This is a genomic window from Acidovorax sp. DW039 (assembly GCF_037101375.1).
Lineage (GTDB): Bacteria > Pseudomonadota > Gammaproteobacteria > Burkholderiales > Burkholderiaceae_C > Acidovorax.
The window spans coordinates 1,652,380-1,668,702 of record NZ_AP029019.1 but is presented as its reverse complement, the minus strand read 5'-3'; the positions used below and the strand labels follow the sequence as shown (position 1 = coordinate 1,668,702).

The 16,323-nt window shown below is 62.5% G+C and carries 13 protein-coding genes; 1 reads left to right on the top strand and 12 read right to left on the bottom strand.

What is annotated here, in order from left to right; translation table 11 throughout:
• Window positions 1-5: 5 nt before the first annotated feature.
• From AACH87_RS07560 to apbC, 12 genes are all read right to left on the bottom strand, one after another.
• Window positions 6-2,975: a formate dehydrogenase subunit alpha gene (locus tag AACH87_RS07560; RefSeq protein WP_338798160.1), complete on the bottom strand. Its 2,970-nt coding sequence runs from the start codon at window positions 2,973-2,975 to the stop codon at window positions 6-8.
• A gap of 14 nt (window positions 2,976-2,989) precedes the next feature.
• Window positions 2,990-3,214, bottom strand: coding sequence for a formate dehydrogenase (locus AACH87_RS07555; RefSeq protein ID WP_338798159.1), 225 nt, complete (start codon window positions 3,212-3,214; stop codon window positions 2,990-2,992).
• A gap of 322 nt (window positions 3,215-3,536) precedes the next feature.
• Complete coding sequence (locus AACH87_RS07550) at window positions 3,537-4,148, bottom strand: molecular chaperone TorD family protein (protein WP_338798158.1); 612 nt, start codon at window positions 4,146-4,148, stop codon at window positions 3,537-3,539.
• Between the two features lie 14 nt (window positions 4,149-4,162).
• Window positions 4,163-6,232 (bottom strand): 4Fe-4S binding protein, encoded by a 2,070-nt coding sequence (locus AACH87_RS07545; RefSeq protein WP_338798883.1) that lies wholly within the window; start codon window positions 6,230-6,232, stop codon window positions 4,163-4,165.
• Complete coding sequence (locus tag AACH87_RS07540; protein WP_338798157.1) at window positions 6,192-6,950, bottom strand: DUF3306 domain-containing protein; 759 nt, start codon at window positions 6,948-6,950, stop codon at window positions 6,192-6,194. The genes AACH87_RS07545 and AACH87_RS07540 overlap by 41 nt, the downstream gene beginning before the upstream one ends.
• Window positions 6,943-7,491, bottom strand: a complete 549-nt coding sequence (locus AACH87_RS07535) for a DUF3305 domain-containing protein (RefSeq protein ID WP_338798155.1) — start codon at window positions 7,489-7,491, stop codon at window positions 6,943-6,945. Before AACH87_RS07535 ends, AACH87_RS07540 begins: the two co-directional genes overlap by 8 nt.
• A gap of 172 nt (window positions 7,492-7,663) precedes the next feature.
• Window positions 7,664-8,524: a formate dehydrogenase accessory sulfurtransferase FdhD gene (gene fdhD / locus AACH87_RS07530; RefSeq protein ID WP_338798882.1), complete on the bottom strand. Its 861-nt coding sequence runs from the start codon at window positions 8,522-8,524 to the stop codon at window positions 7,664-7,666.
• 53 nt (window positions 8,525-8,577) lie between these two features.
• Window positions 8,578-8,796 (bottom strand): hypothetical protein, encoded by a 219-nt coding sequence (locus tag AACH87_RS07525; protein ID WP_338798154.1) that lies wholly within the window; start codon window positions 8,794-8,796, stop codon window positions 8,578-8,580.
• An 80-nt stretch (window positions 8,797-8,876) separates the two neighbouring features.
• The gene (locus tag AACH87_RS07520) at window positions 8,877-11,225 is read right to left on the bottom strand and encodes an FdhF/YdeP family oxidoreductase (protein WP_338798153.1); all 2,349 of its coding nucleotides are present in this window, start codon (window positions 11,223-11,225) and stop codon (window positions 8,877-8,879) included.
• 153 nt (window positions 11,226-11,378) lie between these two features.
• Window positions 11,379-13,058 (bottom strand): OFA family MFS transporter, encoded by a 1,680-nt coding sequence (locus AACH87_RS07515; protein ID WP_338798152.1) that lies wholly within the window; start codon window positions 13,056-13,058, stop codon window positions 11,379-11,381.
• 216 nt (window positions 13,059-13,274) lie between these two features.
• The gene (locus AACH87_RS07510; RefSeq protein ID WP_338798151.1) at window positions 13,275-14,219 is read right to left on the bottom strand and encodes a LysR substrate-binding domain-containing protein; all 945 of its coding nucleotides are present in this window, start codon (window positions 14,217-14,219) and stop codon (window positions 13,275-13,277) included.
• 179 nt (window positions 14,220-14,398) lie between these two features.
• Complete coding sequence (gene apbC, locus AACH87_RS07505; RefSeq protein ID WP_338798150.1) at window positions 14,399-15,490, bottom strand: iron-sulfur cluster carrier protein ApbC; 1,092 nt, start codon at window positions 15,488-15,490, stop codon at window positions 14,399-14,401.
• 213 nt (window positions 15,491-15,703) lie between these two features.
• On the opposite strand from apbC, the gene AACH87_RS07500 reads away from it, so the two are divergent.
• Window positions 15,704-16,261, top strand: a complete 558-nt coding sequence (locus tag AACH87_RS07500) for a restriction endonuclease (protein WP_338798881.1) — start codon at window positions 15,704-15,706, stop codon at window positions 16,259-16,261.
• The last annotated feature ends 62 nt before the right edge of the window (window positions 16,262-16,323 follow it).

Here is a 16,323-nt window from a genome sequence, read left to right as displayed (position 1 = left end):
TGTCTTTACGCACGCTCCACGTTGCACACCGTGGTCTTGGTTTCCTGCATCATGGTCACGCTGTCGTAGCCATAGGTCGTTGCCGTGTTCACGGCCTCGCCACGCACGATAGGTGCCGCACCCTGCGGGTAATGCGCCAGCAAGTCGGCGCCCTGCCAGCGTCCAGAGAAGTGGAAGGGCATCCACACCGTGTCAGGTGAGACACGCTCGGTTACCAAGGCCTGCACGTTCAGGCGTGCGCCTGTGGGCGAGCTGAGCCAGACACGTTCGCCATTGCGGATGCCGCGGTCCGCCGCCGTCTTGGGGTTGATCTCGACAAAGGCCTCTTGCTGCAGCTCGGCCAGCCAGGGGTTGGAACGGGTTTCCTCACCGCCGCCCTCGTACTCGACCAGACGACCCGAGGTGAGGATGAGCGGAAACTTCTCGTGCACCTTGTCGGCCAGGTTTTTCTCCTGCACGGTCTTGTACAGAGTGGGCAGACGCCAGAAAGCCTTCTTGTCGTCGTGCGTGGGGTACTTGGCCATCATGTCCGGACGCGTGCCGTACAGCGGCTCGCGGTGCTGCGGAATCGGGTCCGGGAAGTTCCACACCACGGCACGCGCCTTGGCGTTGCCGAAGGGGTGGCAGCCGTGCACCTTCATGGCCACGCGGATGATGCCGCCCGAGGGATCGGTCTTCCAGTTCTTGCCTTCGGCAGCCTTTTTCTCGGCATCGGTCAGGTCGTCCCACCAGCCCAGCTTCTTGAGCAGAACGTGGTCAAACTCGGGGTAACCGGTGGTGATGTCCGCCCCTACCGAGTGGGAACCGTCTTCGGCCAGCAGGTTCTCGCCGTTGCGCTCCACGCCAAAGTTGGCGCGGAAGTTGCCGCCGCCGTCCATCACATGCTTGGAGGTGTCGTACAGGTTGGGCGAGCCTGGGTGCTTGAGTTCGGGCGTGCCAAAGCAGGGCCATGGCAGGCCAAAGTAGTCACCGCCAAACTCGTAGCCGGTTTCCTTGTCCTTGCCGCCCTTGGCCTTGAGGGTCTTCACATCGAACACATGCATGTTCTTCATGTGAGCCTTCAGGCGCTCCGGGCTTTGACCGGTGTAGCCGATGGTCCAGACAGAGCGGTTGATTTCACGCAGGATGTCTTCGACCACGGGCTCGTCCATGCCCTTGACCTTTTGCAGCTTGTAGTTCTTGACCAGCTCCTTGTCGAAGCCCAGCTTTTGCGCCAGCTGGTACATGATCATGTGGTCGGAGCGGCTCTCCCACAGCGGCTCGATCACCTTCTCGCGCCACTGGATGGAGCGGTTGGATGCCGTGCAGGAACCGCTGGTTTCGAACTGCGTTGCGGCAGGCAGCAGATACACCGCGCGGTTGGGGTTCAGGTCTTCGGGCTTGCCGGGCATGGCAGCCATGGCAGCGGTGGCCGACGGGTAAGGGTCTACCACCACCAGCAGATCGAGCTTGTCCATGGCACGCTTCATTTCCAGACCACGGGTCTGGGAGTTGGGTGCATGGCCCCAGTAGAAAACGCCGCGCAGGTTGCTGTCCTGGTCGATCAGCTCGTTCTTCTCCAGCACGCCATCGATCCAGCGCGAGACGGTGATGCCGTTCTTGGTCATCATCGCGGGCGAGGCGTACTGCTTCTTGATCCACTCGTAGTCCACGCCCCATGTGGTGGCAAAGTGCTTCCATGCACCTTCAGCCAGGCCGTAGTAGCCGGGCAGCGAATCGGGGTTGGGGCCTACGTCCGTCGCACCCTGCACGTTGTCGTGGCCGCGGAAGATGTTGGTGCCACCGCCCGACTTGCCGATGTTGCCCAGCGCCAGCTGCAAGATGCACGAGGCGCGCACGATGGCATTGCCGATGGTGTGCTGGGTCTGGCCCATGCACCACACGATGGTGCCGGGGCGGTTTTCGTTGAGGAGCTTGGCCACCTTGAACGTGGTGGCTTCGTTCACGCCGCAGGCCTCCTCCACCTTGTCGGGTGTCCACTTGGCCAACACCTCCTCACGCACCTTGTCCATGCCGTAGACGCGGTCGTGGATGTACTTCTTGTCTTCCCAGCCGTTCTTGAAGATGTGGTACAGCACACCGAACAGGAACGGAATGTCAGTACCCGAGCGGATGCGCACGTACTCATCAGCCTTCGCTGCGGTGCGGGTGAAGCGGGGGTCCACCACGATGACCTTGCAGCCGGTTTCCTTGGCGTGCAGCAGGTGCAACATGCTGACGGGGTGCGCCTCAGCGGCGTTGGAGCCAATGTACAAGGCGACCTTTGCGTTCTGCATGTCGTTGTACGAATTGGTCATGGCCCCATAACCCCAGGTGTTGGCAACGCCCGCCACGGTGGTGGAGTGGCAGATGCGGGCCTGGTGGTCGCAGTTGTTGGTGCCCCAGAAGCTCACAAATTTGCGCAGCAGGTAAGCCTGCTCGTTGTTGTGCTTGGACGAACCGATGAAGTACACGCTGTCGGGGCCACTGGCCTCGCGCAGCTCCTTCATCTTGGCAGCGATTTCATTGAGCGCCGTGTCCCAGCTGATGCGTTCGTACTTGCCGTTGACCAGCTTCATCGGGTAACGCAGGCGGTATTCACCATGGCCGTGCTCGCGCAGGGCCGCCCCCTTGGCACAGTGCGAACCCAGGTTGATGGGCGAGTCAAACACTGGCTCCTGGCGCACCCACACGCCGTTTTCCACCACGGCATCCACAGCACAGCCCACGGAGCAGTGCGAGCACACGGTACGCCGCACCTCGATCTTGGTATCGCCCAGACCGACCTTGGCACCTTCAGCCGCCTGGGACTTTTTCACCAGAGCGAGTTGGGACGCAGCAATGCCGACGCCCACCCCCAGGCCTGAGCGACGCAGGAAGGAGCGGCGATCCATCGTGGGCAACGCCTGGGCGAGGCCACGGCGCAGACTATGGACGAACGAAGAAGAAATGGCGGTGCCTTGCGCAGCAGCCGCAGATTTTTTGGTGAGCAACATGTCGCGCCCCGAAATCAGAGTTGGGTGGTTTTGTAGTACTGCTTCACGTGCGCAGAGAGGTGGTAACCACCGCCCTTTTCAGGCGCAACGCGGGCTGGCTCAGCAAGCTCAGCCTCAGTGGGGGCCACGCGCGGCAACGCGGCCAGCGCGGCAGCGCCTGCGCCCACAGCGGCGGCACCGGCAAAAAAACTGCGGCGGGATGGGGTGTTCGAAGTCGCGGATGGCTGGCGGTCCTGCATGCTTGTCTCCAGGAGGGCTGGCAATGATGGATATGAAATAAATTGCATAAGTAGTCTAAGCGAGGCATGAGCCCTTCGCAACGCGAAGCGCCCTAAACCCACTGCCGCAGTTGATCTTTACGACAGGGATTTCCCGCATCACTCCCTGCGGTCGGTGGTAGCGCGGCCTCGGGTAGTCCGCTGCGTTGCTTTTCTTGCCAATAGCCCCGCTATTGGCTGCAAAAAGACGTCTTGCGACCTATCCCGATCCGCACCACCACCGACTCGCGAGGGTGATGCGGGACATCCCTGGGTCAAACCCTTGGACTTCGTAAAAAAAACGTCAATCCAGCATGTCAAAGCCCTGCGACTCCACTGCCACGAAGGCCCTGGTGAGCTGCGCCACCGCTGCGTAAAAGCGGGCTGCGGGATGCGCCTGCAGTGCATCGCACAGCGCGGGCAACCACGTTTGCAAGTGGGCGGCAAAAAATTCTTTCTGGCTCGTCAGGTTGCAGACAGCCATGTCATCGCCAGCGATCAGGTAACGCATGACCTCGCTGAGGTAGGCCACATGGTCTTCTGTTTCAGGCATGGCCTCATCGCGTCCCAGCCCCAGCCGGGCCAGGTCTGTGCGCAAGCGGGCCAGCGGCTTCTCGTTCAGAAATCCGGCGAGGTAATGCGACGCATACAGAAACACCTCGGGCTTGCCGACACCGCCAAACAGCCGGTCATATTCAGCAGCCACGGCCTCATCGCTGTGCGCGCGGGCGGCAGCCACCAGTTGCTGCCAAGGCTCCTGCAAGAATGCGCCTTCGGCAGGGGCTTGCGTCACGGCCACACGCAAGGCGGCCATCAGCTCCGCAGCGGGCGGGGCGTAATAGAGTTGGGCCAGCACGCCATACAGCTCGGCGCGCGCGGTTTCTTCGTCGAGCGCGGAGCTGCGCGGCACGCTCATGGATGCATTGGCACTCACAGGTCGGTCACTTTCGATTCGTTTTGTGCGGAATACAGGTCGATCACGCGGCAGTCGCTGCACATCTTCAGGCGCTCCAGCGCCTCGCCCTGGAACATGGCATGCCCGGCCAGCTTGCCCAGCATGGCCTCAATGGCCTTGACGGTGCCAAAGGGCTTGCTGCAGCGCACACAGGCCCAGGGCTTGGCCTCGTTGAGCACCTGCAGCTGGCTGCGCTCAGGGGTGAGCAACAGGCGCGGCTGCAGGGTGATGGCGTTTTCAGGGCAGGTGGTCTGGCACAGACCGCACTGCACGCAGTTCTGCTCCAGAAAACGCAACTGGGGTAGCTGGGGGTTGTCCTGCAGGGCGCTGGCGGGACAGGCACTCACACAGCTCAGGCACAGGGTGCAACGGTCCTTGTCGACCTGGATGGTCCCTAGCGGCGAGCCTTGGGCAGGCAAATCGATGGCCACGGGCAGGCCAGTGCGGGCCAGCGGAGCTTGTTCTTGCAGATGACCCAGCGCCATCTCCAGGGTGGCGCGCTTTTCCTTGGCCACCGCAAAACGGGCAGGCACGGCGGGTATGACCTGCCGCGTCTGACCCAGGGTTTGCAGGGTCGCGTCCAGATCGGTGGGGTGCTTGGCCTGCAGAATGCGCAGGTGCGTGCCGGTGTAGCCCAGCCCGTTCAGAATGCGCTGCGCCACATCCATCTGGGCACGCAACCCGTCCAAGTATTGGGGTGCTTCCTCGTCAGTGACCAACACGGCAATCTGCGATGCGCCGTAGGCGATGGCGCTCAGCCACAGGTCCACGCCCGTGCTGGCGGTGTGCCACAGCGCCACAGGAATCACGTTGGCCGGAACACCCTGCGCCACACGCAACTGGGCCGCACGGCCCAGCTCATGAACCAGCGCCTGGCCACGGTCTTGGCTGTGCAGCAGCAATACGGCATCCTTGCCGCCCGCAGCCGCATAGGTGGAGAGCAAGGTTTTCAGGCGCAGCCCCTGTTCTGCCGCTGGGGGATATGCGTAGGACATGGCTCCGGTGGGGCACACGGTGGTACAGGCCCCGCAGCCCACGCACAGGTTGGGATTGACCACCACGCGCTGACGAGCCTTGTCGCTGCTGATGGCTTCTGCCGAGCAAATATCCACACAGGCATTGCATCCCACAGAGGTATTGCGGCTGTGGGCGCAGAGCTTTTGCTTGTATTCAAAGAACTTGGGCTTTTCAAACTCGCCCACCAACTCGCGCAGCTTCAGCACGGTGGAGACATCGCTGCCATCGCTGCGCAGGTATCCCTGGGGCAAGGCGTGCTGCAAGAAGGTGGGCGTGGCATGGGGGGCGCGCATGTCCAGAACCAGATCGAATTGCGCCGTGTCTGAGGACGCCACACGCTGGAAGTCGATGGCACCAGCCACCTGACAGACCTTCACACAGTCGCGATGAGAGGTACAGGCCGAGAGATCCACCTGGTAATCCAGCCCGATGGCGTTCTCAGGGCAGGCAGCCACGCAGGCATTGCAACGGGTGCAAAGATCGAGCTGGATGGGGTTGCTGTCGCTCCAGCGCAGTTCGAAGGCGCCCAGCCAACCCGTCAGGGCCTCGATGCGCCCACCCAGCACCGGATAACGCCGCGCCTGCGCGCCCCCGGCCTGGCCCGGCCCCTGTGCGAACAGCGTCACGTCCAGCACGTCAGACACGAGGGCCGCCACACGCTCTGCCGCATCCAGCGGGCCGATGATGAGCAGACGCCCTGCACTCTTGTAAGTGACCACAGGAACCGGTGGTGGCTCTGGCAGGTGCGCCGCTGCCAGCAGCGCGGCTATCTTGGGGCCCGCCTTGGCGGCATCGCGGCTCCATCCTCCGGTCTCACGGATATTGACGAAGCGGATGGGAGAGACAGCACCCTCGGTCTGCTGGCCCAGATCGGCAAACAGGCGCTGCTCCTGCGTGCAGGCGACGACCACTTCGTCGCCCGATCGGATGGCCTGGGTGAATGCGCCCGCCTCACGGCGGCACAAGGTGGAATGGAGTGTCAGGTCTTCACGAAGCGCCTTGCCCAGGTCCTGGGCGTTCAGCGGCATCGTCTGGTTGCAATCGCAGATGAGCGTGGTCATGTTCTGGGTGGCTGGCAGAGGCTGCGCCCCCCGTGTCTGTAACAGAACCGGTGGACACCGCCCCTTGCGAGCTAGGAATGGCTGTGCATACCCCCGACTGTGCCACGGCTTGCCCCGGTTGTGCCAGGTGACCGTCTGGCAACGTTGGAGATACGGGGTCTTTGGCGAGCGCTTCGCCCGGCTGCACCTGCTGACCAGAAGCTGGTGCACCCTGTGTGGAGGGCACCGGCTCGGCCAATTTGTCGTCCTGCACCAGGCCCATGAACTGGGCACTGACCATCTGCCGCAACATGCTGGCGGGCAGCGGGTCGGGCTGGGTGTAGTCGTCGATATAGATGTCGAGCCCGTCCATCACATTGAAATGCGGGTCGGAAAACAGCTTCTTCATCGCGGCATTGCGCACTTCGGGCGCGACAGCGCGGCCCACAAAGGGCTTGAAGTCTGAATCCCGGGACAGCGCCTGCACATCCTCCAGGGTGGGCGGCGGCGGTGCGGCCACTGCATCCGCGGCAGGGGCCGTTGTGGTGCCTTGCACAGGTGCTTTTGCCAAGGCAGGCCCTGCGGCAGGTGCGGTAGCAGGCTGCGGTGGCTCTACCACGGCCTGGCGCTCAGGCTCCTGCACCGGCTTGCCTTCGCGCACATCCTGCTTGCGGCGCGACCAGCGCCCCAGAAATCCCTCAGCCATGGCGGCCTCCGCCGCGCAGCTTGTCGGTGCTGACCGAGGCCGGGTTGCCAAAACGGTCCTGCAGGGGCTGAAAGCTGTCCGGCCGCTTGCGGCGCTTGGGCTCGGGCTGGTAGTGCTCTGCCACAAAGGCCTGCATCGCTTGCAGCACTTCAGGCGGCACGGGCACCTGTTCCACCATTTCTTGAGCGTCCAGCCAGCGGCCTGCGTCGTGATAGCTCAGGCTCACCTCTACAGGGCGTGCGAGGGCCAGTTGACCGGACCCATCGTCCTCATCCATGCGCCACAGCACAAACCAGCACGGCGCTGGCGACGATGCATTCAGGTGATAGCCCTCGGCATCGTCACGGAACAGCTCCACCTTGAAATCGGGGAACAGCCACTGAGCAGATGACTCGCTTTGGCGCAACAGTCTGGGCACATCTCCAAAGGCTGCCTCGTGAGGAACCACATCCTCCAGCACCCAGCGCCAGGGCTGCCAGCGGTTGTCCAGTTGTTCCCGCCGCATGATGACGGCGACTTGAAAAGCGGGGCGTGTTTGCATGGACGAACTGTAACGCCCTGCCCTATCTCCCTGCTTCAGACGCTATTTATGGAGCCAGCACCAACCCACTTGATGCCGCTCACGGATGCCCGGGCAAATTGAAAGGATTTGACGGGCTCAGCACAAGGAACCTTTTCCAACATCAAAGCTGCCGACTCAGCAAGTGCCGGGTTCAGGATGCAGTGACGCCGCGCCCTGGGGTGTAGAGCACCGCTCTAGGAGCACGGCACAGCCCCCACAAGCGCATGCCAGCCAAATCGGCCAGTTGGACACCGGTTGCGGTGGGGGCAGAGATGGTGGCCAGGGCGCTGATGCCCACGCGGACGCATTTGCGCACCAGCTCATGGCTGCCGCGACTGGTCAGCACCACAAAGCCGGGCTCGCGGATGTTCTGGTACTTTGCGAGGTAGCCAATCAATTTGTCCAGCGCGTTGTGACGCCCCACATCCTCGCAAGCAAACAACAGTTGTCCATCCAGACGCGCCCAACCCGCAGCGTGCAACGATCCCGCCTGTGCGTTCAGCCTTTGCCGCATCTGCAGCCCATCGAAAGCCTGGAGGACGGTGGCGACGTCTACTTCGCGATGCCACGGTTGCGCAGGTAACTGCTCCGGCACCAGATCGAGAGCCGCCAAGTTTTCCACACCGCACACCCCACAGCCGGTGCGGCCTGCAAGTGTGCGGCGGCGGGCTTTCAGGCGCTCGAAACAGCGGGCTGCGATGTCCATGCGCACTTCGATTGCGCCGACCCCGTGCGGAAGGGCAGCAGAGCCGCTTTCCACCTCGCACACGTCCACGCCGCGGCAGTCGTCCATATGGTCGATGATGCCCTCGCTCAGCGCAAAGCCCAGCGCAAACTCCTCCAGCTGGTCGGGCGTTGCCATCATGACCGCATGTGACACCCCGTTGAACACCATGGCGACAGGCACCTCTGCAGAAAGCCAGTCAGGGCGCTCCTCACCCTCATCAGACAGGCCTTGCTCGCCAAATACCCGAACCTTGCGGGCCGCCACTTGGGGTAAAGCGGCTTCCATGATGCGGTTGCCAAGCTCTGCGCAGGAAGCAGATGAGACATCTGTCCACCCCGTCATGCCGTATCTCCGTTGCACACACCATCTGCACCGCTTTGCGCCACCAGACGCCCCTGGGGAGTCAGCTGCACCATCCATCTCCCCTCATGCTGACGCACATCCACCCAGCCCGGCCCGGCTTGCCCGCCTATGGAGGCAGCCCCCATCAAGGTGAGCTGCCGCATCAACACGCTGGCACTTTGCGAGAGACGTTTGCCCAGCCAGGGCAAAGACACAGCCTCCGGCTCTCCCGCCAAAGTTTGCAGAATTCGGATCGCGAGCGAAGACTCTCCGTGCACAGCGGGCGCATCTGCCATCACGCCGACACCCCGGCTTCTGAGGCACTGGGTTGTGAAACGGCACCGTTGTCCGCCCCGTTACCTGCCCCATGCGGCACCAGAACCACCGGGATGGACTTGGAAGTGGGCGTACCGGCCACATCAGCCACGGCGCTCAGGGGTACCAGAGGGTTAGTCTCAGGGTAGTAAGCCGCCAGATTCCCGCGAGGAATGTCGTAAGCCACCAATTTGAAGCGATCCGCTCGGCGCTTCTGTCCATCACTCCACAGGGTATGGATGTCCACCCAGTCGCCGTCCTTCATGCCCAAGGCCCGAATATCCTCAGCGTTGATGAACACAACACGGCGCTGACCGTACACACCCCGGTAGCGATCATCCATGCCATAAATGGTGGTGTTGTACTGGTCGTGCGAGCGGGTTGTCAGCAGTGTGAACACCACCGCGTCTTTGAACCGTTCTCTCGCCAAATGGGTGGGCGTATCGCGCGGAACAGCATGCACGTAAAAAGATGCCTTGGCAGAAGGTGTCGCCCAGACCCGTTCGCTGGCGGTGTTGCGCAGCCTGAAGCCGCCTGGCAGCGCCACCCTGGCGTTGAAATCCTTGAAATCAGGGAACACCTTTTCAATGAGGTCACGGATACGGCTGTAGTCCTCCACAAGCCACAGCCAGGGCACCTGGCTGCGCGAGCCCAGCGTGGCAGCAGCCAGACGGGCCACGATGGCAGGCTCAGACAGAAGGTGTTCTGAAGCAGGCGGGTTGATGCCCATGGACAGATGCACCATGCTCATGGAATCCTCCACAGTCACCCCCTGGGGGCCCGTGGCCTGCATGTCGATCTCCGTACGGCCCAGGCACGGGAGGATCAGAGCCTCTCGCCCGTGTATCACGTGGCTGCGGTTGAGCTTGGTGGCCACATGCACCGTCAAATCGCACCTTTGCAGTGCCTTCCATGTTTCGTAGGTATCGGGTGTGGCGGCGGCAAAGTTGCCTCCGAGTGCAAAGAAAACCTTGCCCCGCCCCTCCAGCATCTGGCTGATGGCCTCTACGGTGTCCACGCCGGGTTTGCGCGGTGGCTCAAAGCCAAAGACCTCCTGCAGCTTGTCCAGCAGGGCGGCCGGGGGCTTTTCCCAGATACCCATGGTGCGGTCGCCTTGCACATTGCTGTGGCCTCGCACGGGGCAGGGGCCAGCACCTTCCCGCCCGATGTTGCCTCGCAGCATCAACCAGCTCACGATGGCCTGGATGGTGGCAACGGAATGCTTGTGCTGGGTAATGCCCATGCCCCAGCAGGCGATGACGCGCTCGGCTCCGATGTAGATGTCAGCCGCCGCGCGGATCTGCGCTTCGGACAGGCCGGATTCCTGCTCCAGCAGCGCCCATGACTCAGCCCTCAAGTCCTCGGCAAGCGCCTCAAACCCCGTGGTGTGCTCCGCAATGAATGCACGGTCCAGCACCCCACCCCGCTGGTCCTCCTGCTCCAGCACATGCTTCATCATGCCCTTCACGACGGCAAAGTCACCGCCCACCCGCAGCTGGAAGTAGTGCGTGCTGATGGGCGACGAGCCCAAGGTGGCCATCTCCATCTTGTTTTGGGGGTCTGCAAATCGCTCCAGCCCTCGCTCGCGCAGGGGGTTGAAACTCACGATGCGAGCCCCGCGCTTGTGGGCATCCCTCAACTCGGCCAGCATGCGGGGGTGGTTGGTTCCGGGGTTCTGTCCAAAAATGAAAATCGCGTCGGCGCACTCAAAGTCGTGCAGGGTGACGGTGCCCTTGCCCACACCGATTTGCGGGCGCATGCCACTGCCGCTCGGCTCGTGGCACATGTTGGAGCAATCGGGAAAATTGTTGGTGCCGTACTGGCGCACAAACAACTGGTACAGAAAAGCGGCCTCGTTGCTGGCACGACCCGAGGTGTAGAAGATGGCCTGGTTCGGATCGGGCAGCGCATTCAAATGCCGCGCGATCAGGGCAAAGGCGTCATCCCAGGCGATGGGGCGATAACGGTCGGTCTGTCCGTCATACACCATCGGGTGGGTGAGCCGACCTTGGTCTTCCAGCCAGAAGTCGCTTTGCTCTTGCAAGGCAGTCACAGTGTGCTGCGCAAAAAAGTCGGGAGCCACACGCCGCTCGGTAGCCTCTGCTGCCACAGCCTTGGCTCCGTTCTCGCAAAACTCGAAGGTTGAGGCGTGGTTGCGATCAGGCCAGGCGCAACCTGGGCAATCAAACCCGTCAGGCTGGTTGGCCGACAGCAAGGTCTTCGCACCCTTCAGCGGTATGTCCTGGCGCAGCAGCGTGTTCTTCACGCTGTTCAAAGCGCCCCAGCCACCGGCCGGGCCTTTGTAAAACTCAATTTTTTCTTGTTTCATCGCCAACTCCCGGACTGAACGAAAACCAAAAGGCGCTGCAGCAAGCCCCGCCTGAGACGGGTGACCTGCTGCGCGCCGGGATCCATGCTTGTACTGCTGCTCAGGAGGGCGCGCAGACGCCTGACCCAGCGCCTACGCCCCACCCAAGGTCATTCACTGAAAGAACTTGGCTGCGCTCAACAGTGTCTTGTACGTGCCCCAGGCCAGTGGCAAGCCCACGGCCAGCCAGGCCAGCACCACCACGGCGGTGCTGGTGCGCTCAGCAGTATTGCCACCTGTGCCTACTTCAGCGGCCACAGCCTTGTCGTGGGCCAGCTTCTTTTCGTGGGCCAGCTCGGCATCGGTCATGAAGTGCTTATCGGCCACCGGACGCACCAGCAAGTTGGCAATCAGCCCCACAGCCAGCATGCCCACCAGGATGTACATGGTCTGGTTGTAGACCTGCTCGCGCGGAATGCCCAGGCCCAGCTGGTATTCACGCATGTAGTTGACCACCACCGGGCCCAAGATACCTGCAGTTGCCCAGGCTGTGAGCAAACGACCATGGATGGCACCCACCATTTGCGTGCCGAACAGGTCGGCCAGATAGGCAGGCACTGTGGCAAAACCGCCACCGTACATGGACAGGATGACGCAGAACGCGCCCACAAACAGCAGCTTGCTGCCCGCACCGGCCGACGAGGGAATGCTGAAGTACAGCAAACCGCCCAGCACAAAGAACACGGTGTAGGTGAGCTTGCGGCCCAGCTTGTCGGACAGGCTGGCCCAGAAGAAGCGACCACCGATGTTGAACAGCGACAGCAGCGCAGTGAAGCCACCCGCCACGGCAGCAATGGCTGCCAGCTCTTCCTTGCTCAGCTCGGTGAACTTCTTGCCGATGCCCACCAAGCCTCCGCCAAACACTTCCTGCAGCATGGGGCTGGCCATGCCGATCACGCCAATGCCAGCCGACACGTTCATGCACAGCACCACCCACACCAGCCAGAACTGGGGGATGCCCCAGACTTTCTTCACATGGACATGGCGCTGCGTGATCATGGCGTTGGCCGTCAGCGTGGCCGGGGGCGTCCAGCCCTCGGGCTTCCAGCCGCTGGGGGGCACACGATAGCCCAGGGCACCGGCCATCATGAACGCAAAGTACACCAGCGCCATGACCACAAAGGTCTGCATCACACCCGCGTCGGTGGGCGTGGCGAAGAGCTTCATCAACTCCACTGCCAGGGGCGAGCCGATCATGGCTCCACCACCAAAGCCCATGATGGCCATGCCAGTGGCCATGCCGCGCCGATCAGGGAACCACTTGATCAGTGTGGACACGGGGGAGATGTACCCCAGCCCCAGCCCGATGCCACCAATCACACCCGAGCCCAGAATCATCATCCAGAACTGGTGGGTATAGATGCCCAGGGCCGACAGCAGCATGCCGCCACACCAGCAAACAGCCGACACCACGCCCGCCTTGCGAGGGCCAGCACGCTCAAGCCAGCCACCCCAGATGGCCGCGGAGCAGCCCAGAAACACGAAGAACAGGGTGTACATCCACCCCAGGGTGGCAACGCTCCAGTCACACTGCGTGGTGAACAACTGGGCAAAGAACCCCACATCCTTGCCACAGGCAGCGCCCGTTCCTGCCGTTTGCAAAGCCTTCGACAGGGGCAACCAGAACACCGAGAAGCCATAGGCCATGCCGATGCACAGGTGAATTGCCAGCGCAGCCGGAGGCACAAGCCAGCGGTTGAAGCCAGGCCCGGCAATGATGCGCTCCTTGTCCAGAAACCCCGGCGCTTGGGGTACTTGGCTGCCCATTGGCACGCTTGCAGTGGATGCCGTCATCTGATTCCTCTCCCTTTCGTGTCACGCCGCAAAGGCGCAGTTTATTGATGCAAATCAAGCACCAGGACGGGAGTTTCAGTAACGCAGAGACAGATGGTCAAATTGAATCAACACATCGCTTGATTCATGGCGCGAATGTATGCACAGACTTGCATAACAGAAACCATCAAAAGGTCTCGTCGCAGTTCTGGAATGGGAAGCGCAGTTCGACCAGCCTCACGCAGTGAGATCGCCGCAATGCGATTGCACCTGATCACGCCACTCTGCAGACTCCAGCAGCTGCAAAGCCGCCTCCAGAGCGCGGGAGGTGCGGGGCCCGCGCTGCGTCATGAACCCTATGGGTGTGTGCACATCCGGCTCCACCAGCGGCAATGCCTCCAGCGTGCGCTCGCTGCGCACCGCCGACACCATGGCACTGGGGAGGATGCTGCAGACATTGCCAGCAGCCACACTCAACACGAGAGTGAGCACCGAGTTGGTCTCCATGGCGGGCGCCGACACGACCCCTGCCTCCCGCAACGCCTGATCGATGATGAAGCGGTTATGCATCTCGGTCGTGAGCAGGCACAACGGCAACGCTCCGGCCTCTCGCCATGTGATGGGCGCCCCGATGCGCAACTGGTCTTTTGCAGCCACCGCTGCTCGCCGGATCAGGTAGTAACGCTCAGTGCACTGCGGCCAGGACCGCAAACTACCGCGCTGCGCCTGCATGCGCTCGCTGTAGCCAACGGCCAGATCCAGCGACAGATCTTCAAGCCCCTGCTCCAACTCCAGCGAGCTCATGGACAGCACCACCGACGAAATACCCGGGTGTCGTGCCTGGAGCAGCGCTGCAAAACGGGAGAGTATGGGAACCGCCGTAGGGGTGGACGCCATGCGCAAGCACCCACGCGGCGCGTCCTGCAAGCTGTGCAGCTCCTGTCGCAGCACTTCGCTTTCTCGCAACATGCGTTGCGCGGTGCTCAGCACGGCCTGCCCTTCGTGGGTGAGTCCCACATACGAGCGCCCACGCTGCACGATCACGACGCCAAACTCTTCCTCCAGCGCACGCAGCGCATTCGACAGTGCAGGCTGGGTGATATGACAGGCTGCAGCAGCACGACCAAAATGCCGGTGCTCATGCAGTGCCACCAGGTAACGCAAGGACGCGAGCAGGTTCATGCAGTCACACCTCTCTGGCGCACCTAGGCCGGACGTGGATTGCCCAGCCCGGCAAGGGCGCCATCACTACCCACACGGCAGGCACCTCATGCTCCGGCAACCCACTGATCCATTCATATATTTTTAGCCATCCAGCGCTCTATCTATAAGCGCAGGCAGCTACATATTTCATAGCAAAATCAGGTATTCTTGCTGATGGAGATGGTGGGGAACTTGCTGGAGAAGTCCTTGGCCTTCTGCGCAATCTTCACCGCCACATCGCGGGCCACCTTCTTGTAGATCTGGGCGACTTCGCCATCGGGGTCTGCCACCACGGTGGGCTTGCCGCTGTCGGCCTGCAGGCGGATGCTCATGTTCAGCGGCAGCGCGCCCAGGTAATCCATGCCGTAGTCGGCCGCCATCTTCTTGCCGCCGTCGGCACCAAAAATGTGCTCCACATGGCCGCAGTTGCTGCACACATGGGCTGCCATGTTTTCCACAATGCCCAGGATGGGCACGCCCACCTTCTCGAACATCTTGATGCCCTTCTTGGCGTCCAGCAGGGCAATGTCCTGAGGCGTGGTGACAATGACCGCGCCGGTCATGGGCACACGCTGGCTCAGCGTGAGCTGGATGTCGCCGGTGCCGGGGGGCATGTCGATGATGAGGTAGTCCAGGTCTTTCCAGTTGGTCTGGCGCAGCAGCTGCTCCAGCGCCTGGGTAGCCATGGGGCCGCGCCAGATCATGGCTTCGTCCTGGTCCACCAGAAAGCCGATGGACATGACCTGCACGCCGTAGTTCTCCAGCGGCTCCATGGTCTTGCCGTCTTCGCTTTCAGGGCGGCGGTTGATGCCCAGCATCATGGGCTGGCTGGGGCCGTAGATGTCGGCATCCAGCACACCCACGCTGGCGCCCTCGGCAGCCAGCGCCAGGGCCAGATTGGCGGCCGTGGTGCTCTTGCCCACGCCACCCTTGCCCGAGGCCACGGCAATGATGTTCTTGACCTGTGGCAAAAGCTGCACACCGCGCTGCACGGCGTGGGCCACCACCTTGCTGGTGATGTTGACCGAAACGTTACCCACGCCAGCCACGCCTTTGGCGGCCGCTACCAGTTGGCGGCGCAGCTCGGGCACCAGGCTCTTGGCGGGGTAGCCCAGCTCCACCTCAAAGGCCACATCGCCACCCGTGATCTGCACATTGCGGACGGCGCGGGTGCTGACGAAATCCTTGCCCGTATGGGGATCCAGCACGCTGGAAAGAGCGGCCAAAAGGCCCTGTTCGGTGACTGACATTCAAATAACTCCTGTGGGGCCGCTAGTCTATCCAAGAGGCTTTCACGGATTTTTGTTGGGGGCAAGAGGGCGGCGTGGGTCACACACGGGCAACCCTGCCGCCAACTGCATGACAATGCGCACCCATTGGGCCGTGACAGCGGCCACCTCCCCCTTTGCACCCGGCGGCGCTGCCGCCCCCTGCCCGAGCGAGAAAACACCGTGAAATTCAAGATGTCTGAAAACTCCCTGTTCGCCGTGCTGCTGCGCTCGCCGTGGTGGATCAGCTTTGTGCTGGTGGCGGTGATCGCGCTGGTGTCCCGCGCACTGCTGCCCAAGGAGTACTTTGTGTTCGGCGCTCTTGGGGGCTTTCCCATCTTTGTCGTGGGCTGCATTGCCGCCTGGCGGCAACTGCGCGCGCCCAGCAAGGCCAAGGTCAGCCAGATGCTGGACAGCGTACAGGGCATGCACTGGAATGCGTTCTCCCAAGCCCTTACCCACGCCTGGGTCGCCCAGGGCTATGACGTGAACGTGGCCTCCAAAGGCGTGGTGGACCTGCGCCTGGCCAAGGACGGCAAGACTTTTCTGGTGAGCGCACGCCGCTGGAAAGCCGCCACGCATGGCGTGGAACCCCTGCGCGAGCTGTACACCGCCATGCAGACTCAGGACGCCCAGGGCGCCATCTACATTGCTGCGCAAGGCAGCGTGAGCGAGAACGCAGCCCTGTTCGCCCGAGACCATGGCATCACCCTGCTGCAAGGGCCCGCGCTGGCGGCGCTGTTGCTGGGTTGATACACAGGCGGCGCTGGGGTGCGGTGTAGTGCGGGAGATGCGGGTTTTCCCAAACCCATCGA

What these genes read in the sequence shown, in the direction of transcription:
- AACH87_RS07510 (WP_338798151.1), bottom strand. Translation starts at nt 14,219, where the DNA reads ATGAACCTGCTCGCGTCCTTGCGTTACCTGGTGGCACTGCATGAGCAC.
- apbC (WP_338798150.1), bottom strand. Translation starts at nt 15,490, where the DNA reads ATGTCAGTCACCGAACAGGGCCTTTTGGCCGCTCTTTCCAGCGTGCTG.
- AACH87_RS07520 (WP_338798153.1), bottom strand. Translation starts at nt 11,225, where the DNA reads ATGAAACAAGAAAAAATTGAGTTTTACAAAGGCCCGGCCGGTGGCTGG.
- AACH87_RS07515 (WP_338798152.1), bottom strand. Translation starts at nt 13,058, where the DNA reads ATGACGGCATCCACTGCAAGCGTGCCAATGGGCAGCCAAGTACCCCAA.
- AACH87_RS07545 (WP_338798883.1), bottom strand. Translation starts at nt 6,232, where the DNA reads ATGCCGCTGAACGCCCAGGACCTGGGCAAGGCGCTTCGTGAAGACCTG.
- AACH87_RS07500 (WP_338798881.1), top strand. Translation starts at nt 15,704, where the DNA reads ATGTCTGAAAACTCCCTGTTCGCCGTGCTGCTGCGCTCGCCGTGGTGG.
- AACH87_RS07540 (WP_338798157.1), bottom strand. Translation starts at nt 6,950, where the DNA reads ATGGCTGAGGGATTTCTGGGGCGCTGGTCGCGCCGCAAGCAGGATGTG.
- AACH87_RS07535 (WP_338798155.1), bottom strand. Translation starts at nt 7,491, where the DNA reads ATGCAAACACGCCCCGCTTTTCAAGTCGCCGTCATCATGCGGCGGGAA.
- fdhD (WP_338798882.1), bottom strand. Translation starts at nt 8,524, where the DNA reads ATGGAAGCCGCTTTACCCCAAGTGGCGGCCCGCAAGGTTCGGGTATTT.
- AACH87_RS07555 (WP_338798159.1), bottom strand. Translation starts at nt 3,214, where the DNA reads ATGCAGGACCGCCAGCCATCCGCGACTTCGAACACCCCATCCCGCCGC.
- AACH87_RS07550 (WP_338798158.1), bottom strand. Translation starts at nt 4,148, where the DNA reads ATGAGCGTGCCGCGCAGCTCCGCGCTCGACGAAGAAACCGCGCGCGCC.
- AACH87_RS07560 (WP_338798160.1), bottom strand. Translation starts at nt 2,975, where the DNA reads ATGTTGCTCACCAAAAAATCTGCGGCTGCTGCGCAAGGCACCGCCATT.